Origin of the sequence: Flavobacterium jejuense, from assembly GCF_006491595.2 — a bacterium.
Taxonomy (GTDB): Bacteria; Bacteroidota; Bacteroidia; order Flavobacteriales; family Flavobacteriaceae; genus Flavobacterium; species Flavobacterium jejuense.
In genome coordinates, this window is record NZ_VEVQ02000010.1 from 129847 (window position 1) to 148979 (window position 19133).

15 protein-coding genes are annotated in these 19133 nt (G+C 29.8%); 8 read left to right on the plus strand and 7 right to left on the minus strand.

Annotation, left to right across the window (positions count from 1 at the left end):
• Nucleotides 1-2 precede the first annotated feature (2 nt).
• A complete protein-coding gene (locus FIA58_RS15300; protein ID WP_140963364.1) occupies nt 3-1061 on the plus strand; it encodes an NAD(P)/FAD-dependent oxidoreductase in 1059 nt (352 codons plus the stop codon).
• Nucleotides 1061-1390: a 2Fe-2S iron-sulfur cluster-binding family protein gene (locus FIA58_RS15305; RefSeq protein WP_140963365.1), complete on the plus strand. Its 330-nt coding sequence runs from the start codon at nt 1061-1063 to the stop codon at nt 1388-1390. Before FIA58_RS15300 ends, FIA58_RS15305 begins: the two co-directional genes overlap by 1 nt.
• Before the next feature lie 33 nt (nt 1391-1423).
• Here the strand turns inward: FIA58_RS15305 and FIA58_RS15310 are convergent, their stop codons facing one another.
• Together FIA58_RS15310 and FIA58_RS15315 are read right to left on the minus strand one after the other, a co-directional pair.
• Nucleotides 1424-1771, minus strand: a complete 348-nt coding sequence (locus FIA58_RS15310) for a DUF6686 family protein (RefSeq protein ID WP_140963366.1) — start codon at nt 1769-1771, stop codon at nt 1424-1426.
• A gap of 5 nt (nt 1772-1776) precedes the next feature.
• On the minus strand, nt 1777-2667 hold the full coding sequence (locus FIA58_RS15315) for a DUF6607 family protein (RefSeq protein ID WP_140963367.1): 891 nt from the start codon (nt 2665-2667) through the stop codon (nt 1777-1779).
• A gap of 112 nt (nt 2668-2779) precedes the next feature.
• On the opposite strand from FIA58_RS15315, the gene FIA58_RS15320 reads away from it, so the two are divergent.
• The 3 genes from FIA58_RS15320 to FIA58_RS15330 are packed head-to-tail and all read left to right on the plus strand — an operon-like array spanning nt 2780 to nt 6482.
• The gene (locus FIA58_RS15320; RefSeq protein ID WP_140963368.1) at nt 2780-4891 is read left to right on the plus strand and encodes a TonB-dependent receptor plug domain-containing protein; all 2112 of its coding nucleotides are present in this window, start codon (nt 2780-2782) and stop codon (nt 4889-4891) included.
• 18 nt (nt 4892-4909) lie between these two features.
• The gene (locus FIA58_RS15325) at nt 4910-6022 is read left to right on the plus strand and encodes an HmuY family protein (RefSeq protein WP_140963369.1); all 1113 of its coding nucleotides are present in this window, start codon (nt 4910-4912) and stop codon (nt 6020-6022) included.
• A gap of 1 nt (nt 6023) precedes the next feature.
• A complete protein-coding gene (locus FIA58_RS15330) occupies nt 6024-6482 on the plus strand; it encodes a DoxX family protein (RefSeq protein ID WP_140963370.1) in 459 nt (152 codons plus the stop codon).
• Between the two features lie 57 nt (nt 6483-6539).
• On the opposite strand, the gene FIA58_RS15335 is transcribed toward FIA58_RS15330, so the two are convergent.
• The 3 genes from FIA58_RS15335 to FIA58_RS15345 form a co-directional block, all read right to left on the minus strand.
• Nucleotides 6540-7442, minus strand: a complete 903-nt coding sequence (locus tag FIA58_RS15335; RefSeq protein WP_140963371.1) for a metallophosphoesterase — start codon at nt 7440-7442, stop codon at nt 6540-6542.
• Nucleotides 7443-7683: 241 nt separating this feature from the next.
• Entirely contained in the window at nt 7684-8466 is a 783-nt protein-coding gene (locus FIA58_RS15340) for a DUF3050 domain-containing protein (protein ID WP_140963372.1), read from the minus strand.
• A gap of 121 nt (nt 8467-8587) precedes the next feature.
• Nucleotides 8588-9766 carry an acyl-CoA dehydrogenase family protein gene (locus FIA58_RS15345; RefSeq protein ID WP_140963373.1) on the minus strand — a complete coding sequence of 393 codons (1179 nt, stop codon included), beginning with the start codon at nt 9764-9766 and terminating at the stop codon, nt 8588-8590.
• Nucleotides 9767-10174: 408 nt separating this feature from the next.
• Here FIA58_RS15345 and FIA58_RS15350 point away from each other — a divergent pair, with 408 nt between their 5' ends.
• Nucleotides 10175-10363, plus strand: a complete 189-nt coding sequence (locus FIA58_RS15350) for a hypothetical protein (protein ID WP_140963374.1) — start codon at nt 10175-10177, stop codon at nt 10361-10363.
• Between the two features lie 60 nt (nt 10364-10423).
• Here the strand turns inward: FIA58_RS15350 and FIA58_RS15355 are convergent, their stop codons facing one another.
• Together FIA58_RS15355 and FIA58_RS15360 are read right to left on the minus strand one after the other, a co-directional pair.
• On the minus strand, nt 10424-11446 hold the full coding sequence (locus FIA58_RS15355; protein WP_140963375.1) for a hypothetical protein: 1023 nt from the start codon (nt 11444-11446) through the stop codon (nt 10424-10426).
• 70 nt (nt 11447-11516) lie between these two features.
• Nucleotides 11517-14636 (minus strand): T9SS type A sorting domain-containing protein, encoded by a 3120-nt coding sequence (locus FIA58_RS15360; RefSeq protein WP_165928933.1) that lies wholly within the window; start codon nt 14634-14636, stop codon nt 11517-11519.
• A 146-nt stretch (nt 14637-14782) separates the two neighbouring features.
• On the opposite strand from FIA58_RS15360, the gene FIA58_RS15365 reads away from it, so the two are divergent.
• Both FIA58_RS15365 and FIA58_RS15370 read left to right on the plus strand, forming a co-directional pair.
• Nucleotides 14783-17836, plus strand: coding sequence for a glycosyltransferase family 117 protein (locus FIA58_RS15365; RefSeq protein ID WP_140963377.1), 3054 nt, complete (start codon nt 14783-14785; stop codon nt 17834-17836).
• 84 nt (nt 17837-17920) lie between these two features.
• Nucleotides 17921-19117 (plus strand): FAD-dependent oxidoreductase, encoded by a 1197-nt coding sequence (locus FIA58_RS15370; RefSeq protein WP_140963378.1) that lies wholly within the window; start codon nt 17921-17923, stop codon nt 19115-19117.
• Nucleotides 19118-19133: the final 16 nt, after the last annotated feature.

The following is a 19133-nucleotide window of genomic DNA, read 5'->3' on the forward strand; positions in this document are numbered from 1 at the left end:
AAATGATTGAAACAGATATACTTATAATAGGAGCAGGTCCTACTGGGCTTTTTACTGTTTTTGAAGCAGGCCTATTAAAATTAAAATGTCATATTATTGATGCTTTGCCACAACCTGGTGGTCAATTAGCTGAATTATATCCTAAAAAACCCATATTTGATATTCCTGGATACCCAGAAGTATTAGCAGGTGATTTGGTCACCAATTTAATGGAACAAATAAAACAATTTGAACCTGGTTTTACTTTAGGAGAAACAGCAAATACTATAGAAAGACAAGAAGACGGAACATTTATTGTTATTACAAAAGAAGGAACGCAACATAAAGCAAAAGCTATTGCTATTGCTGGAGGTTTGGGTACTTTTGAGCCTAGAAAACCATTACTAAAAGATATTGAATTTTACGAAAAAGAAGACCGTGGTGTAGATTATTTTGTAAAAGATCCAGAAAAATACCGTGGAAAAAACATTGTAATAGCTGGTGGAGGAGATTCTGCTTTAGATTGGAGTATTTTTCTGTCAAATGTGGCTAATTCAGTCACTTTGGTACACAGAAGGAATGAATTTAGAGGAGCTTTAGATTCTGTAGAAAAAGTACAAGAATTAAAATCAGCAGAGAAAATAAAATTGATTACTCCTGCCGAAGTGGTTGGTTTTAAAGGAAGTGAAAGAATAGAATCTTTAGATGTAGAGATTAATGGTGCTCGAATGAATGTGGAGTGTGATTATTTTATTCCTTTATTTGGGTTAACTCCAAAATTAGGTCCTATTGCAAATTGGGGACTTGAAATTGAGAAAAATGCTATTAAAGTAAACAATGCGCTAGATTATCAAACCAATATTGATGGGATTTATGCTATTGGAGATGTGAATACTTATCCTGGAAAATTGAAATTAATTCTTTGCGGTTTTCACGAAGCGACTTTAATGTGCCAAAGTGTTTATAACAGATTAAACCCTGGTAAAAGATATGTGCTAAAATACACAACTGTTTCTGGTGTGGATGGTTTTGATGGAACGCGTAAAGAAGCGGAAAAAGCAGTTGTAAAAGCTATTGACTAATGACAGACGTTACCATAAAAATAACTGACAGAAACGGTGTTTTACACGAAGTTCAAGCTCCAACAGACATGAATATGAATGTGATGGAGTTAATTCGTTCATATGAACTAGCTGAAGAGGGAACCATTGGTATTTGTGGAGGAATGGCCATGTGTGCATCTTGTCAGTGTTATGTCTTGAATGATGTTTTGAAATCAGAACGTAATGACGATGAAGAAGCGATGTTGTCAGAAGCTTATCATGTAAAAGAAAACAGTAGATTGGGTTGTCAAATTCATCTCACAGAAGATTTAGATGGACTTGAAATAGAAATAGCACCAGAACAATAAATAAAAAAGCGAGATTTTTAAATCTCGCTTTTTTTAGTTTAAATGTATGGGGTAATTTATATCTGAAAATGAAATAAATCCTGTTTTCTTATTTATATCAAGTAAATTTAGTAATTCATAAACTTCATTTCTCTCTAATAAAATCATGAAGTTACTTTGTAAAGTAGGAATTGGAATTTTCTTCTCATAAATTGAGTTTTGATATTCCTTTTCCCAATAATCACAATCAATAGATTTTAAATACTTAACCAATCCATCCAGTTCATAATCTGTTAGATTAAAATTTAAATTTTTATAGGAAAGTTGGTAAGCTTTAGCAGTAGCACAATAAACTAAAAAGCCATTTTTATTTTTTGTTAAGTATTTAAAATGTTTACACATGATTTTTATTTTACAAATGAATCAATAATTTTATCTGTTTCTTCTTTAGTTGCTGTTGGTTTTAAATCAAATAAGTGAGAGAATAAAGGTTTATTGTTAACACTTTTTTCCATTTCAATAGTTTTGTCTTGATCAAAAACTGTTTGCCATTTTGTTCTTACGTTTTTCCAAAGCGCTCCATTTTCTTTCCACCATTTTTGAGCAGCAACACATTTAGAATCTGCTACTTTTACATATAAATCTAGTCCTTTTTCCTGAGCAACTTCTGTATCATTCCCTTTTTCATCGCGAACTAGTTTTCTATTATCTTGCTCATGTAACCAACCATATTTAGTTATTTCATGAATGTTTCTGCGTTCTAATACATTATAATCTTTTCTAATAGTATGTTCTCTTCTCGGTAATGGTGCATCAGTAACATTCATCCAATAGTCTTTTCCGTCTTTGTGAATCCAAGTAGCTGTGCCTTCATATCTTGGACTATCATCAACTTGATACACTTTTTGAGTCCATTGTCCTTTAACATCTTTTGGATTCAATTTTTCATATTTCCATGTTTTATCTTTAAAAAAATGATAAAATTCGGTGTTTTCATATAGCCAATCTTGTCTCCAATGTTTAATAATCATTTCATCATTTACAATTAATAAATGTTGTAAAACTAATTTGTTTGGAGAATCTTCAACCAGTTCTACCCATTCTAACCCATGATCTTTTTTAGTTGGTGATGGTTTGTGGGTGGTGTCTTTAGATGTCTGAAAAGTCTCAGTAAAATTAAATTCTACTTCGTAGCAACCGCACATTTTTTTAATGGATTGAATGTCTTCTTTTTTGTCTTGTGAATAAGTTGCAGACAATGAGATAGATGCAAGTAAGATTGCGAACGCTTGTTTCATAATAATGATTTTAGTTAAATTATTTCTGGTACAAAAATATTAAATTAATTTAGAATAAATAAAAATAACACATATATTTGCAAAATAAATTTATTAAGACTAATTCTAAATAATGAAAAATTTCCTTTTTCTTTTGCCTTTAATGATTTTTTCAAATCCGTTTTTTTCACAGGAAATAAATGTAGATTCTTTAAAAGTAAATGAACTAACAGAAGTGGTGCTTACAGCACAAATTGAACCACAATCTTTAAAAAAATCGGTGCATAATGTTAAGGTAATTTCGGCACAAGATATTGCTAATTTAGGGGCAAATAATCTGGGAGATATATTAAATCAGTACATAAATATTACAGTTAGACCAAGTAGTAGCTCAGGAAAATCAACAGTTTCCATGTTTGGTTTAGATGCTGGATATTTTAAAATATTGGTTGATAATATACCTTTAGTAAACGAAGGTGGTCTAGGAAATAACACCGACCTTTCTCAGATTAACTTAAATGATATTCAGCAAATTGAAATTATTGAAGGCTCGATGGGTGTTACGCATGGTGCGAATGCTGTTTCTGGCATTTTAAATATCATTACAAAAAAATCAACTAATGAGAAATGGAATATAATTGCAACTGTTCAAGAGGAAACTGTAGGAAAAGAATTTGCTTTTTTTGATGAAGGAAGACATATTCAAAATCTTAAAATTTCCCATAATATAACAGACAATTGGTTTGTAAGTATAGGTTCAAATAGAAATGATTTCAGAGGTTTTCTGGGAGATAGAAACGGAAAAGAGTATACAATTAATGATGGAACTAGAGGTTATAATTGGTTGCCAAAAGAACAATGGCAGAACAATGTATTGCTTTCCTACAAAAAAAATCAATTTAGAGTATTCTATAAATTTGAGTGGCTTGATGAAGTGATAAATTTCTATGATACTGCAGCTCAATCGGGTTTTAATTCTCAGTATGGCTCTTACAAATATGGGGATGATGAACGATTTTATTCCACTAGATTTTACCATCACTTAAATGCCGTTGGAAAATTATTTAATCAATTTAATTATAATATTTCCTTTTCACATCAATATCAAAAAAGAGAAATTGAAGAATATCGATATAATATTTCAGATGATGTTGAATCGAATACTATAAAGCAAAAAGATCAATCTATGGAAATTCTCTATTCGATAGGAACATTAAGTAATTTTTTTAAAAACAAAAAAGTTGATTTTCAATTAGGCTACGAAGCAGTAAAAAATAGAGGTTTTGCAATTGTAGATGAAGAAGATAATCAGAAAAAAAACGTTTATAAGAATATTGATAATATTGATTTTTTTGCCATTTCTGAAATTAAAATATCAGAATCTTTTTCTTTCAGACCAGGTGTAAGGTATTCAGTTCAATCTTTATTTGAAAATCAATATGCGATTTCTTTAGGGAACCGTCTTTTACTGCCAAATAGATATGAACTAAGAGCATCTATTGGTAAATCTTATAGAACACCAACTTTTAGCGAACTTTATAGTCAGATTATTTTTGACGGACATTATTTTATTGGAAATGAAGATTTAATTCCAGAGACAAGTACTTCTTATGAAGCAAGTATAAAAAAACAAATTGATTTAACTTCAGGAATAGATTTGAAAACTAGCTTTATGGTGAGTTATCTTAATGTTGATGATAGAATAACAAGTGCATTAACAGGCTTTGAAGGAGCAACTCCTATTTATGAATACATTAATATAAGTAAGTTTAAAAGTATAAATTTTGCCTTGACGAATGCTATTCAATCAGAAAATTGGAAGTTTTCTTTAGGTGGCTCTTTAACTGGAATTTCAAGAAAAATTGAAAATTTAGAATTTGCATCAGACGATCAATTTTTATATAATTTTAACTTGAATTCAAGCATATCTTACACAGTTCCAAAATGGAAAACTACCTTTTCAACTTACTATAAATTTACAGGTAAAGCACAACAGTATATATCAACTACAGATGGTTATGTTTTGTCGGAAATTGAGCCTTATAGTTGGTTAGATACATCTGTTAGAAAATTATTTTATAAAGATAGAATAGAGCTAACAATTGGAGCTAGAAATCTTCTAAATATAAATAATGTAAATCAATCCAATTTAAATCAAGGAGCAGGTCATGCAGTCTCTTCTCAAGTTTTATTAGCCTACGGAAGAAGCTACTTTTTTAAACTAACATATAATTTAAATTTTTAATAACCATAATTTTTTACCATGAAAAAACAATTTTATTTTTTATCATTAATAGCACTATTTTTCGCATCATGTTCAAGTGATGATTCTAGTACAGAAAATACAGATGGACAAGTAAATAGTCCTATAGAAGAAGCTTTAGTTTCTCCTTCATTAGGTGGGCCAAATCAACAAAACCAAGTTTATATAGATTTAAGTACAAATCAACAAACAGCAATTTTAAGAGATTCATGGGATTTAGGTTTTTCTACAGGTAGTGACTTCAGAGTTATCATAAACGGTTCAATTAAAATGGCAGTTAAGCAGACTACTTCAACAGATATTTCAGAAGTTCAAAGTGAGGATGCAGCTGTAGCTGTTGGTTATACAACTTATTCCACTATGGGATATGTCGATAATCCAACTGGAATATTACAAGGTACTGGAGAAGGAGAAGGAACTGCAATTGCAGCAATTTCATCAAATAATGAAGAAAACAAAGTATATTTAGTTAATTTAGGTTATGAAGTTGGGACAGCAACTCCAACCGTGGGTTCGGTTTCAACAGATGGAGATGCTCGTGGTTGGAAGAAGATTAGAATTACTAAGCAAGGAGACGATTATGTGTTGCAATATGCTAATTTAGATGCTACTACTGCTCAGTCTGTTACTATTTCAAAAGATAGCGAGTATAATTTTGTATTTGTTAGCTTGAATAATGGTCAAACAGTAAATGTTCAACCTAAGAAAAATCAATGGGATTTAAATTTTACAGGTTTTACTAATTATTATCCATTTGGAACTTCTAGTATTACTTATTATTTTTCTGATTTTGTTTCTACTAACATGTTAGGAGGTACAGAGGTTTATGAAGTTTTAGCAACGGATGCTACTCAAACAGAATTAGAATTTGAAAACTTTGTATTATCCAATGTTGATCAATCAAAATTTACTATTTCATTAACAGATCAAAGAATAATAGGTTCTTCATGGAGAAATGGAGGTGGCCCAAGTTCTTTGCCTAGTATAAAGGATGATCGTTTTTATATTCTAAAAGATGTTGAGGGTAATTTTTATAAATTAATATTTTTAGCTTTAACTAATGATAATGGGGAAAGAGGTTATCCAGTTTTTAAATATGAAATATTAAAATAACATGAAAGTAATAAAAATTTTAATTCTTATTTTAAACCTATATGTTGGTGGATTTATGATTTATGGAAGTTTAGGTAAATTTAAGCCAAGTTCTAAGCCAACAGAGATTATTGAAAAAGTACAAAAAGGAGAAGAAGTAGCTCCAAATGAAGAGGTCTTAAAAATAAAAAATTATATTTTTGGAATGAAGCAATCAGGTTTTTTTTGGCAATTTCTTGGTATCATGGAGTTTTTAGCTGGAATTTTACTTGTAAGTCAAGTTTTCTCAAGAATTGGAGCAATAATAGCTTTACCATTAACGGTTAATATATTTTTATTTCACTTGTTTTTAGAAGGTCATGAAATTGGTGAATTGATTCAAACATTTGCTTTATTGATAGCAAATATTATTTTGATTGGATCAACCTACAAAATATGGAAACCTTTGCTATATGATAAAGGGATTTTGAAGACTATATAAATTGCGTTATTTTTTATTAGTTGAAGGCTGTTTTTAATGTAAATTAAGGCAGCCTTTTTAATTTTTATAATCTTTTAATTGGCAAGGTCCTTCTAAAAATTCCTTTTTAATTTGTAGGGTACCATCTTCTTTAGTGTCTATAAACCATTTGATTAAAGCGATGGTTCCATTTACTATTTCAATTCCTGTAATACTTCTAGGATGTACACAGCTTCCGTCATTAAAGTAGTGCAATGCATTTTCAATTGGACTGGGGAACCTTGGTCTGTGAGTGTGACCAGTGATGGTTATTTTGTTGTTATTATGAGCAATCCATTTTTTTATTCTTTTTTCTACTTTAATTAATTCAACATAGTTTTTTGCAGGACTAGTAGGGTCTTTTATACCCCAAACTTGCAAAGGTTTCCAAAGAATTCGAACTAAAAAACGATTAATTTTCCAACCAACGTAATTCATAAAATCTGCCTGATGTCCATGAGTTAAAAACAATTCTTGGTTATTATTATCTAGGTTTTCTAAAATTATAGCTTCATGAAACTTTATATTGGGAAATAAAGGGACTTTTTCTCCTTTTCTTTGATCAAAATATTCATATAAATTTTTCTTAACAACATTTTCATTGCGGTAAACCATATCATGATTGCCATAAATCATTTGTAAACGGTTTTCAAAAAAGAATTGTTGTAGTAATTGATATACATTTTTATTGGCTTCAAATATATCTTTGAAAAACATGTTTTCCCAAAGTTCATCACCATCTCCTAATTCTATATATGTAAAGTCTTCTTTGAAGTAATGTTGTAATGCATGAAAATAAATATTCCTATTATTCGCAAAATCATCTGCAAAACTACTGTCTCCACGATGACAGTCACTAAACAAAATGAATTTATCAATATTACTAAATGAAATACGTTTTGCTTCTTTATAAGCTTTATTTAATCTCTCTTGAGAGGACATAGCAAGCAATAATTTAGAATTTGTAAAATATATTTCAAAAAATAAAATTGAAATTACCCAAAAATAGGTTATTTTTTGTTGAATTGCTAAGCTTTATTAATTCAACCGTTTGGTTGCGATTCTTTACAAGTGTACTTTTAGGTAATGCTAATACAGTATTTTAATATTTATATAAAAAGAACTGTATTTTTTACAGTTCTTTTTATTTGGTAATCTATTTAGATAAAATTTAGGAATAAATTTATATAAGTTCCATTTTTTTTAGAATGGTCTCTTCAATTGCATTCCAAAGTCCGATTCTTTTTTGAAGTGCCAAAGTAGAGATGTCTTCTACTTCTTGCCATTTTTTCTCATCCTTACCACATAACTCTTCAATCATTTTCATAGCCATTGGACCGTGTTCATCAGCATCTAACTCTATATGTCTTTCAAAATAATAGATTAATTTAGAGAGGTTTTTGCCTGGAAAGTTTACTTGGAATTGCTTTAAAATGGCTGTAAACATTTCTGGAATTAAATCTTCCCTACCAAAAGTAAAGACAGCAGCAATTTGATGAGAATCACCTTCTTCTATGACTCTAAATGTAAAATCTAAGAATTCTTTAACATTTGGATGCAATTCACTATGTTTAATTGAAACAAAAATATTTTTTGTAGTTTCAACATCATCTAGAAAGTTTCTAATAGGTAATGTATTTGCACCTAGAGCACTCATAGCTTCTAGATATAACTCATAATGACTTTTTCTATTTCCTTCTTGATCGATGTCAGTTTCTTCTGCAACAACTATTTCATTAATTAAATAACGAATTTCTGGGTTGCCTACTGGAAGCCATGGAGTAGTTGTACAAGTTAATTTGTTTTGAAGGGCTTTTAATAAAGACATAAAATCCCATACAGCAAAAACATGATTTTCCAGAAAACAATTTAAATCTTCAACAGTTTTTATTTCGTTGTATAAAGAATGTTGAAGTAATTGTTCTTTAAAAGGTAAGATTCTGTGGTTAATAATTTGGGTTTCCATAATACAGTATTTTAAATTATATACGAGATCTATTTTATAATAGATTGCAAATAATGTTCCAAAATTAAAAATGCTTCGCGAAATAACGAAGCATTTTGTATTAATTTTATTTATTCTTCTATTATTTAAAAGCATTTAAGCCTGTAATATCCATTCCAGTAATTAATAAATGGATATCGTGAGTACCTTCATAGGTAATAACCGATTCTAAATTCATCATATGTCTCATGATTGAGTATTCACCAGTAATTCCCATTCCTCCTAGCATTTGTCTGGCTTCTCTAGCAATATGTATTGCCATGTCAACATTGTTTCTTTTAGCCATAGAAATTTGGGCAGAAGTTGCTCTACCTTCATTTCTTAATACACCAAGTCTCCAAGTCAATAATTGAGCTTTAGTGATTTCAGTAATCATTTCTGCTAGTTTTTTTTGTTGTAATTGTGTTGCGCCAATAGGTTTATCAAATTGAATACGCTCTTTTGCATAACGTAAAGCAGTGTCATAACAATCCATAGCAGCGCCAATAGCACCCCAAGCGATACCATAACGAGCTGAATCTAAGCATCCAAGAGGAGCACCTAGTCCAGATTTGTTAGGTAATAAATTTTCTTTAGGTACTTTAACATTGTCAAAAATTAACTCTCCTGTTGCAGAGGCACGAAGTGACCATTTATTATGTGTTTCTGGTGTTGTAAAACCTTCCATACCACGTTCTACAATTAATCCATGAATACGACCTTCTTCGTTTTTAGCCCAAACTACTGCAATGTCAGCAAATGGCGCATTTGAAATCCACATTTTGGCACCATTTAAAAGATAATGGTCTCCCATATCTTTAAAATTAGTAGTCATACCACCTGGGTTTGATCCATGATCTGGTTCTGTAAGTCCAAAACAACCAATGAACTCTCCTGTGGCTAATTTTGGTAAATATTTCATGCGTTGTTCTTCATTACCATATTTCCAAATAGGATACATAACTAAAGAAGATTGTACAGAAGATGTAGAGCGAACACCACTATCACCTCTTTCGATTTCTTGCATGATAAGTCCGTAAGAAATTTGGTCTAAACCAGCACCACCATATTCAACTGGAATATATGGACCAAAACCACCTATTTCTGCTAATCCTTTTACAATTTGCTTAGGAAATTCAGCTTTTTGAGCGTATTCTTCTATTATTGGAGAAACTTCTCTTTTAACCCATGCACGAGCTGAGTCACGAACAAGTTTATGCTCTTCATTTAATAAGTCATCTAACTGATAATAATCTGGAGCTTGAAATAAATCTGGTTTCATAATTAAGTCATTACTAGCTAAGCTATAACAATAGCTTTTATTAATTTAATAAAACAAAAGTAGTTAAAGATTTTTAACAAATCAACGAACAATTGTTATATTTTTAAACATTTTTTGTTGTTATGTTAAAAGATATTGCTGGATTAATTTTTTATTTTTTTAAATGAGAAAATAATACTAATTTAGTGTCCGTTATAATAATTTTATTAATTATAACTTACATTACTTGATGCAGAATTATTACTTCTAAAACCACTTAGATTAGTTAAAAAAGTTACTCTATTTTTTAAATGGGATTTATTTTTGATTAATTACAATTAGCAAATTTATTTTTTTAAATAAAGACATAAGATTCAAGTGTCTTAAAATGATTGAATCTATAAGTATAATTTTTTAAAAAACTTTATCATGTTAAAAAAAATCTTAAAATTAAGTGGTGCACAAGAGTTAACAAAAAACGAACAAAAAGAGATTAGTGGAGGAATAATTGGACCAATTCGTGAAGAAAAGCGTTGTGGTGGTGACGGAAGTTTTATTTATGTAAACGGAGCAAAAGTATGTTGCTACATTCCTTCTCAGAATAACTATATCTGTTAAAGAAAGAATTGTATAGACAATTAAAATTTAATAAAAAGTAAGGTTTCTGCAAAAGATGCCTTATTTTTTTTGTAGTAATTTGTTTGGTTTAAAGATTGATTGAATTATTTTTTTTAGACATAAAATATTTAAGGGAAACTCCATGATAACGTGCAGTAAACTTAAAAATAATAGTATTGAAAGACCAATATTGTAGTCATATAAATATATTCCTATAGATAGTATCCATAAAAAAAGTATTAAAATTGATTTCTTTTGGGTAATCTTTTTATGCCAACCAATAACTGTCGTTTTGGAGAACCAATTAAGGTAATGATACGTATAAGCAAATGCTATAAAAATCTGAATTTTTAAATTTACAATTTCATAGAAAAATAATTGGTTTTTAGTTTCAACTCCAAGAAAATTTAAAATTGAGGTGTTTAGTTTGTAAAAATTATCAATAAATATAGACTTCATAGTTTCTGAAAATTGATAGCTACTGTTATCGATTGATATAAAGATTAAAATAAACGGTATACTAATCATTAATCCTATATTGAGATAATTATAAGTGCTTTTTTTATTTAAATTGCCATACCACATAAATAGTATTGTGAAAACATAAACATGGATAATTGTAGGAAGTAAAATACCTATTATAATGTGATATAAAGAATATTGATGTACTAATAAAGCAGCAACCACTCCTAGCAGAAAAATTAAAATTTGTTGTTTTCTTTTTTTAAAAAACAGGAAGCTAAAGGCTAAAAATAAAGCTAATAAGAAGAAATGATTGTTGAATTTGGGTAGATTATTTCTTAAGCTTTTGATAATTAATAATTCTTTAAAAGACTCAAATAGGGGTGTTTTCAAAATTCCAGGTAAAGAAATAAGTAGAGAAAAGATAAGAATACAGTAGATCCACTTTTTACTAGTTACAAAATAGTTTTTTTCTTTTATCCAATTTATTTCAGTAAAGTAGTGCAATGGACCTAGAATAGCATAAACAATTATAAAGAGTTCAAAAGGGAATATATATGCTAATACAAATGAAATTAGAATTAATAAGGTATTTAGTTTGTCAATTTCGATTATTTTCATAACGTAAAAATAAAAAAAGCTTCAGATTAATCTGAAGCTTTTTAGTCTATAATAGCTTTATGGTTGTAAATTAATATTTAATTACCATTTTTTTACTGTCTATTTTTTTACCATTTATAAAAAGAGTATAATTATAAATACCAGCTGCAAGTCCTTTTGTATTTATATTTAGCTCTTTTTCACCTGTTTCATTTAAGTCTACTTTTTCAATTATTTTACCTAACATGTCTGTAAAAATGATTTTTGCATTATCAGATTCTGAAGGAAGGTAATATTTGATAACCGAAGTACTATTAAATGGATTTGGAATATTTTGATATAAGATAGGTCCTGATACTTTGTTACCATTATGAGTTGGGCCTGCCAATATTCCACCACAAGCACAAGCTTCAATTGCATCTAAACGAGTTAAAATATCATTTATTTGTGTTTGTTGGTTTGTGTTTTCTGTTTGCAATGTACTTAAAATAGGAGATAAGTCTACATTTACTGAAGCTCCATTTTCAATAGCTATAGTTAAAGTGTTTCCTGATAAAGTAGCAGAAGTAAGATTTTGAGAATCAGTGTTAACATAAGCCGATAAATCTATAATTGAAGGATCATTTGTTAAACTTAAAATATTACCAGTTAAAGTTAAATCTTGAGCATCTGTTCCGCTTAAAGAAGATAAGTCAATTGTATTAGTTCCACCAGAAATACTTAAAGTAGAACCAGATAAAGCCAATTCTTGATTATCTGTATTGTCTAAATAGCCACTTAAATCAACTGAAGTAGCATCATTAGTTAAGGTTAAATTATTACCGCTTAAAGTTAAATCTTGAGCGTCTGTTCCGCTTAAAGAAGATAAGTCAATTGTATTAGTTCCACCAGAAATACTTAAAGTAGAGCCAGATAAAGCTAATTCTTGATTATCAGTATTATCTAAATAACCACTTAAATCAACTGAAGTAGCATCGTTAGTTAAGGTTAAATCGTTACCACTAAGTGTTAAGTCTTGGGCATCAGTTCCAGTTAAAGAAGATAAATCTACTGTGTTTGTACCACCAGAAATACTTAAAGTAGAACCAGATAAAGCCAATTCTTGATTATCTGTATTGTCTAAATAGCCACTTAAATCAACTGAAGTAGCATCATTAGTTAAGGTTAAATTATTACCGCTTAAAGTTAAATCTTGAGCGTCTGTTCCGCTTAAAGAAGATAAATCCACTGTATTTGTACCACCAGAAATACTTAAAGTAGATCCTGACAAACTTAATTCTTGATTATCTGTTTGGTCAGCCCATGATAGATTTCCAGAGCCGTCAGTAACCAGTACTTGAGACGTTGTGCCATCTACAATAGGGAATTCATAAGCTCCAGCAATATTTAAACTGTTTGCTATTTGTAATTTACCTTCAGTATTTAAAGCTGCTATTGGAGCTTGACCTTCTGCACCCCAAGTAAAACCATAATTACTATAATCAGGAGCGTTGAATCTTAAACTACCCCCACTTGATGTAATAGGGCCGTATGCATTTTCTGTTTCAACTCCAACAACTTCTTTTATTTGAAATTTAAATATACTCGAGTTGCCGTCTGAATCAAGCGTAATAATTTTATCATCTCTTAGAGAAATGTTACCTACATCATCAATGTTTTTACTATTCATATCCAATGCTGTTGTAGCGCTATGGTTTCCTAAATCATCGCCATCACTTAGATTATACCAAGCTGAACCTGTCCATGTGTAAACTCTATTGTCTTCATTATCATATACAATCATCCCTTCATCAGATCCTCCTAGACTACTACCAAGTGTAGTGCGTTGATCATTCGTTAAGCTATTAATCTTAAAACCTTTATTTGTATCTGCTAATTCTAAAGAGGCATTCGAGTTTGGAGTATCTGTTCCAATTCCTACACTTAATGGATTGGTAGCACCACCTAACACCATAGTATTGTCATTTACAGCGGTTGCTGCGTTACCTATCGCTACAGCATTAAAACCTTGTACATTGGCATTATAACCTATGGCAATATTGTTCGTTGGGTTTAAAGCACTTGGATCTGTAGAAGAAGCACCATAACCTAACAAAATAGCCCCATCATTTTGAGCCACTACGTTACTTCCTAAGGCGGTTACCTGCATATTGTCTACATCTATAGCATTACCAATAGCAACCACATAATCTCCAGCAGCTTCAACATCAGCAGCATTACCCATAACGATACTATAATCTCCTCTGGTATCATGATCATGGCCTAGCGAAATAGTATATTGACCATCAGCAAAAGCTCTGTTACCAATCATTAATACATTGTTGTTACTTGGTGTGGCATCATAACCAATAAAAATATCGTTTGAACGATTTGTATTATCAAAATCTGCACGTGATCCCATACCTACATTATATTGCCCCTCTCTGTTTGTAAAACCAGCTGAATATCCAACGTAAGTATTGTGATTTGCGTTTGTAGTACTATTAGTACGGTTATTATCCCAACCAGATTGAGCTCCTATAAAAGTATTATAATCTGCGTATTCAGTGGCAACTCCAGATGCTGCTCCCACAAAAGTGTTGTAAATACCGTCTCCTACATCTATTCCTGAAGAATCTCCTACAGCTGTATTGTGGTGTCCATCATCGACATCACTTAAGGATTCATTTCCAATTCCTGTATTTCTATAACCTACATCTGATGAAATTCCTGATTCGTTTCCCACAAACACATTTCTGTGTCCAGTAGTATTGCTATAACCAGCATCTTCTCCTATAAATACATTCTCAAAACCTGTTGTAGTATTTGTACCAGATTCTTCTCCTACAAAAGTATTGTCATATCCAGTAGTGACATTTTCTCCTGATTCCGCACCAATAAATGTGTTGTCTCCTCCCGTAAGGTTTGAAAATCCTGCTTGCCAACCTATAAAGGTATTATCAAAACCAGTAGTATTTGAATAACCAGCTTGATAACCGATTGCTAGAAATTCGCTGGTTGTTACACTTCTACCTGCTTGATAGCCGATTAAAACACTTCCAGAACCACTAGTTAAAAAGCTTCCAGTGCTATCACCATACATGGTGTTGTAGTCGCCCGAAGTAATAGATATTCCAGAGCCTGTTCCTTGTACTTCATTTAGTGTTTGAGCCTGTAAAAAGTTGAACGTTAACAGTCCCAAAAAAACTGAAAATAGTAGTTTTTTTCTCATATTTCTCATTTTTTAAATTTAACAAATCTAAACAATTCTTAATAAAAATTTAACTTTATTATATTAAATGAAAATTAAATCGATGAAAAGCTCTTTTTTTTAATGATAAAACTATTATATTGCGTTAAAATCATTTTGAGTTTCCTATGAAAAAAATTGAAAAAGCAATAGAGCTATTACTTTTTGTATTTGTATTTGTAATTTATACTTTTTCGGTTTCTAAAACAATTACTTTTTGGGACAGTAGTGAGTTTGTAACAACTAATTATCATTTACAAAGTTCACATCCACCTGGAGCTCCTTTTTATACATTGCTTTGTAACTTTATACTATTGTTTTTTCCAGTTTCATGGGCAGCATTGGTGTCTAATTTAATTTCAGCTTTTTTCGGAGCTTTGACAATTCTATTTGTTTATAAAATTGTTAAATTAATAGTTTTGAATCTTTCTTCTAATAATATTTTGGTGGCCTTAATTTCAGGAATAATTAGTGCTTTAACCTTGGCTTTTTCAGATACTTTTTGGTCAGCATCAATTGAAGCTGAAGTATATACTTTATCTACTTTCTTACTAGTGTTATCATTTTACTTGATGCTTTTATGGCACACATCAAATTCATCGATATATTGTAGGAAACTATTGCTTTTTATTGTATTTATAATGGGAATTTCAATTGGTGTACATTTGATAAACTTAGCTATTTTAATTCCATTATCTATTTTATATATTCATAAAAGAAAAGGTTTAGATTGGAAATATATTCTAGGAACTTTTTGTGGTAGTATTCTTCTATTCTTGTTTGTTTACTCGTTTGGTATTCAGGGATTTTTAAAGATAGCCTCAAAAATTGATATTTGGCTGGTTAATTCTTATAGTTTGCCAGTAAATTCTGGTTTGATTTTTCTAATGGTACTTTTTTTAGTAGTTATTTTTGTTGGTTTATTTCAATCCTATAAAAAAGGTAATACGACATTAAATACCTTTTTATTAGCTGTTCTTTTTTTTGCTACAGGAACTAGTTCTTATTTGATGCCAATAATGAGAAATAATACGATTACTCCTTTTTCAAATCAAATGGAATCTACTAATGAATTGTTGAAATACATCCAAGCCAAACAGTTTGGTGTTGATAATATTCCTTTAATCAAAGGAAAAGTTTTTAATGCTCCTTTAGATAAAGATTTTCCTTTTTTAAACAATGATTTAATCTATACTTATAACTCAGATTCAAGAAAATATGAAATTGTAGATGATGGTAAGTTTAGTAAGATAAATTATGCCCATGAATTTGATATGTATTTTCCTAGAATGTATAGTCAAAAGCCAGTTAGTGTTTCTGAATATTCAAATTGGGTAACAATTAAAGGGGAAAAAGTTGTTTATCCTGTTAGGGGAAAGGAAATGGAATTGTTGAAACCTACTTTTAGCGAGAATTTGATTTTTTTTAAAAATTATCAAGTAGATTGGATGTACTTGAGATATTTGTATTGGAACTTCATTGGAAAACAAAATGAAATAAAAGGAACTGGAACTATTCTTAATGGCAATTGGCAAAGTGGAATTGACTTTATAGATAAGAGCAGAATAGGAGATTCTAGTGTGATTCCAGAGCGATACAATAAAGATAAAAGTAATGATGTTTATTATTTTCTACCTTTTATTTTAGGAATAATTGGATTGTGGTCATTGAGAAAAAGTAGAGTCTATTTGATTAGTACAATTGTATTTTTTCTAACCTTTGGTATTGGGATTACTATTTATCTAAATCCTTTACCGGAAAGTATTTTAATAAGAGAGCGTGATTATGTTTTTTTAGGATCATTTATTGTTTTTTCAATTTGGATTGGACTTTCTGTAATAACTTTAAATGAATGGTTAAGTAAAATTAAATCCGAAAAAATAAGAATAGCTATTATTTTAATTGTTGTTATGCTTTTTTCTCCATTACAATTAGTAGCTAAAAACTGGGATAATCATCAAAGAAGTAACGATACTTTTATTCATGATTTGGCTAAATCCTATTTGAATTCTTGTCCCCAAAACACAATTTTGATTACTAATGGGGATAATTTTACTTTTCCTTTATGGTATTTACAAGAAGTTGAAAATTTTAGAAATGACGTTAGAGTGATTAATTATGATCAATTAAATATAGCTTCTTACATTGATAAATTAAAATTTGAGAGTCTGTCTTCAAGTGTAGTTAAAATGAGTTTTTTTAAGGGAAATTATAGAGAAGGAACTCCTAAACTTTTTCCTTTAAAGAATGAAACAGATAAGCCTATTGATGTAGAATCATTATTTCAATTTTTAAATGATGAAAAGACTAAAATTAACTGGAATGGGAAACAACAACATTATATTCCTGGGAATGTATTTTCTATTACTCTTGATACCACAAAAACAGTTTTTTCTTCGATTAATTTAGATAAATTAAATGCTAGTTTTAATTCTAAGATAATATGGAAAAATACAAAAGACTTTTATCAATTAAATGATTTAGTAGTGTTAAGTCTTATCCAAGAAAATATAAATGATAGACCCATTTGTTTTTTAGTAAACGGGAATAATGAACATTATATTGGGTTGCAAAATAATTTAATTCATAAAGGATTTGTTGAACAATTGGTGCCAATTTCTAGAACGAATAAAAATTTAAATCCCAAGATTGTTGATGTAGAAAAAGGGAATAGTATTTTGAAGGATGAGATTTTTTTGAAAGCTTTAAATAATGAGGATTTATTTATTAAATCGGAAAGTAAGGAATATATTCAAGTTATAGTGAGAAGGAATTATTATTTTCTTGCACAAGCTTTAATTGAAGAAGGTAAAAGTAAGGAAGCTAAGCAGGTTTTAGATAAGTGTATGATATCGTTCCCAGATAAAACAATACCTTTTAAACAATATGCCTTTGCGTTAGGTAAGTTGTATTGTAGGATTGGTGAAAAGACAAAAGGTACCGAAATTTGTTTATTAAGTATAAAAAATAGTTGGGAAGAATTACAATGGATCACTTCTTTTAATCCAAAAAACAACCCTATTATTAACGTTAAAAAAGCAACTCAGCTTAAAGAAATCTACCAACAGATGATTCTTCAATTAGAAGCATTTAACCCTGAAGCTGTTACATTAGAAAAACAAAAAGCTATTGAATTTACTACTCTTTTTACAAAGTGGCAAATTAAAAATTGGCCTTATTAGAATGCAATAACTGATAAAACAGGTATTTCTACGCTATATCATGTGATTTTTTATTTAGAAATTTGAGTTAAATAAAGAAAAGACATGGGAGCAAATGAAAATCATTATGATGTAATTGTAATAGGTGGTGGAGCTATGGGGCTTGCTACAGCATTTCATTTAAATAAAAGAAGGTCTAAAACACTAGTTCTAGAACAGTTTACATTTAAAAACCAATTAGGGAGTTCTGCAGGAATTTCAAGACAATTTAGAATTCCTTATCCTGATACATATATGGTACAAATGGCATTGGATTCAGAGCCTTATTGGGATGAATTACAAAAGTATACTCGCAAAACACTTCTGGATAGAGTAGGAACGTTATGGTTTGGAGATCCAGCTGTGCATTCTACAGAAGGTAATATAGCGGAAGCAGAAAAAGCATTGAAAGAACTTAATGTGCCTTATGAGTCTTTAACGGCTCAAGAAATAGAGAAACGGTTTCATTTTAAAAATTTACCTAAAGAATATACAGGTTTGTTTCAAAAAGATGGAGCTAGTATTGATTTTAAAGCAACTATACAAACTTTGTATGACGAATGTGTAAGGAATAAATATACTACATTACAAGATGAGTCTCCTGTAATCGAAATTAAAGAAATAGGTGATTTGTTTCAAGTAAAAACACCAAAAGGAATTAGTATTGCAAAGAAAATTGCACTTACACCAGGGCCATTTATGAATAGTGCTACTAATTTGTTAGGATTTAATGTACAAGCAACTTATTGGAATATGTCTTCGGCTTATTTTAAAAAAACAGATCCTACTATTCAATATCCAACTTGGTTTGTTTTCCAAAATGCAGAAGGTTTTAATGGAAATCAATTTTATGGTTTTCCAGAAACAGACTGGGATCAGCCAGATTACATAAGAGTTGCACCAGATTTTGTAATGAAATCTTTAAATAAACCTAATGAACGTACTTTAATTCCAAACGAATATGAATTAGCTTATACGTCAGATTGGATTAAAAAGCACATGACTGGTTTAGATCCAAAACCTTATTTTACTTCAACATGTTTAGTAGCATTAAGTACTATTCCAAATAAAGAATTACTAATTGATTTTGCTCCTAATTATGTGCCTAATTATAAAAATATAGTGATTTATGTAACAGGTTGGGCTGCTAAATTTACTCCATATCTTGGTAAAATTTTATCAGATTTAGCTTTGGATGGAAAAACAGATTTTGATATAACTCCTTTTAAGTTAGGAGGAAATTATTTTAAAAGAATGAAATAAACACAAACAAAAAATT

Bases quoted from the DNA above. Each gene is read 5' to 3' on its own strand.
- FIA58_RS15300 (WP_140963364.1), top strand. From the start codon at position 3: ATGATTGAAACAGATATACTTATAATAGGAGCAGGTCCTACTGGGCTT.
- FIA58_RS15305 (WP_140963365.1), top strand. From the start codon at position 1,061: ATGACAGACGTTACCATAAAAATAACTGACAGAAACGGTGTTTTACAC.
- FIA58_RS15310 (WP_140963366.1), bottom strand. From the start codon at position 1,771: ATGTGTAAACATTTTAAATACTTAACAAAAAATAAAAATGGCTTTTTA.
- FIA58_RS15315 (WP_140963367.1), bottom strand. From the start codon at position 2,667: ATGAAACAAGCGTTCGCAATCTTACTTGCATCTATCTCATTGTCTGCA.
- FIA58_RS15320 (WP_140963368.1), top strand. From the start codon at position 2,780: ATGAAAAATTTCCTTTTTCTTTTGCCTTTAATGATTTTTTCAAATCCG.
- FIA58_RS15325 (WP_140963369.1), top strand. From the start codon at position 4,910: ATGAAAAAACAATTTTATTTTTTATCATTAATAGCACTATTTTTCGCA.
- FIA58_RS15330 (WP_140963370.1), top strand. From the start codon at position 6,024: ATGAAAGTAATAAAAATTTTAATTCTTATTTTAAACCTATATGTTGGT.
- FIA58_RS15335 (WP_140963371.1), bottom strand. From the start codon at position 7,442: ATGTCCTCTCAAGAGAGATTAAATAAAGCTTATAAAGAAGCAAAACGT.
- FIA58_RS15340 (WP_140963372.1), bottom strand. From the start codon at position 8,466: ATGGAAACCCAAATTATTAACCACAGAATCTTACCTTTTAAAGAACAA.
- FIA58_RS15345 (WP_140963373.1), bottom strand. From the start codon at position 9,766: ATGAAACCAGATTTATTTCAAGCTCCAGATTATTATCAGTTAGATGAC.
- FIA58_RS15350 (WP_140963374.1), top strand. From the start codon at position 10,175: ATGTTAAAAAAAATCTTAAAATTAAGTGGTGCACAAGAGTTAACAAAA.
- FIA58_RS15355 (WP_140963375.1), bottom strand. From the start codon at position 11,446: ATGAAAATAATCGAAATTGACAAACTAAATACCTTATTAATTCTAATT.
- FIA58_RS15360 (WP_165928933.1), bottom strand. From the start codon at position 14,636: ATGAGAAAAAAACTACTATTTTCAGTTTTTTTGGGACTGTTAACGTTC.
- FIA58_RS15365 (WP_140963377.1), top strand. From the start codon at position 14,783: ATGAAAAAAATTGAAAAAGCAATAGAGCTATTACTTTTTGTATTTGTA.
- FIA58_RS15370 (WP_140963378.1), top strand. From the start codon at position 17,921: ATGGGAGCAAATGAAAATCATTATGATGTAATTGTAATAGGTGGTGGA.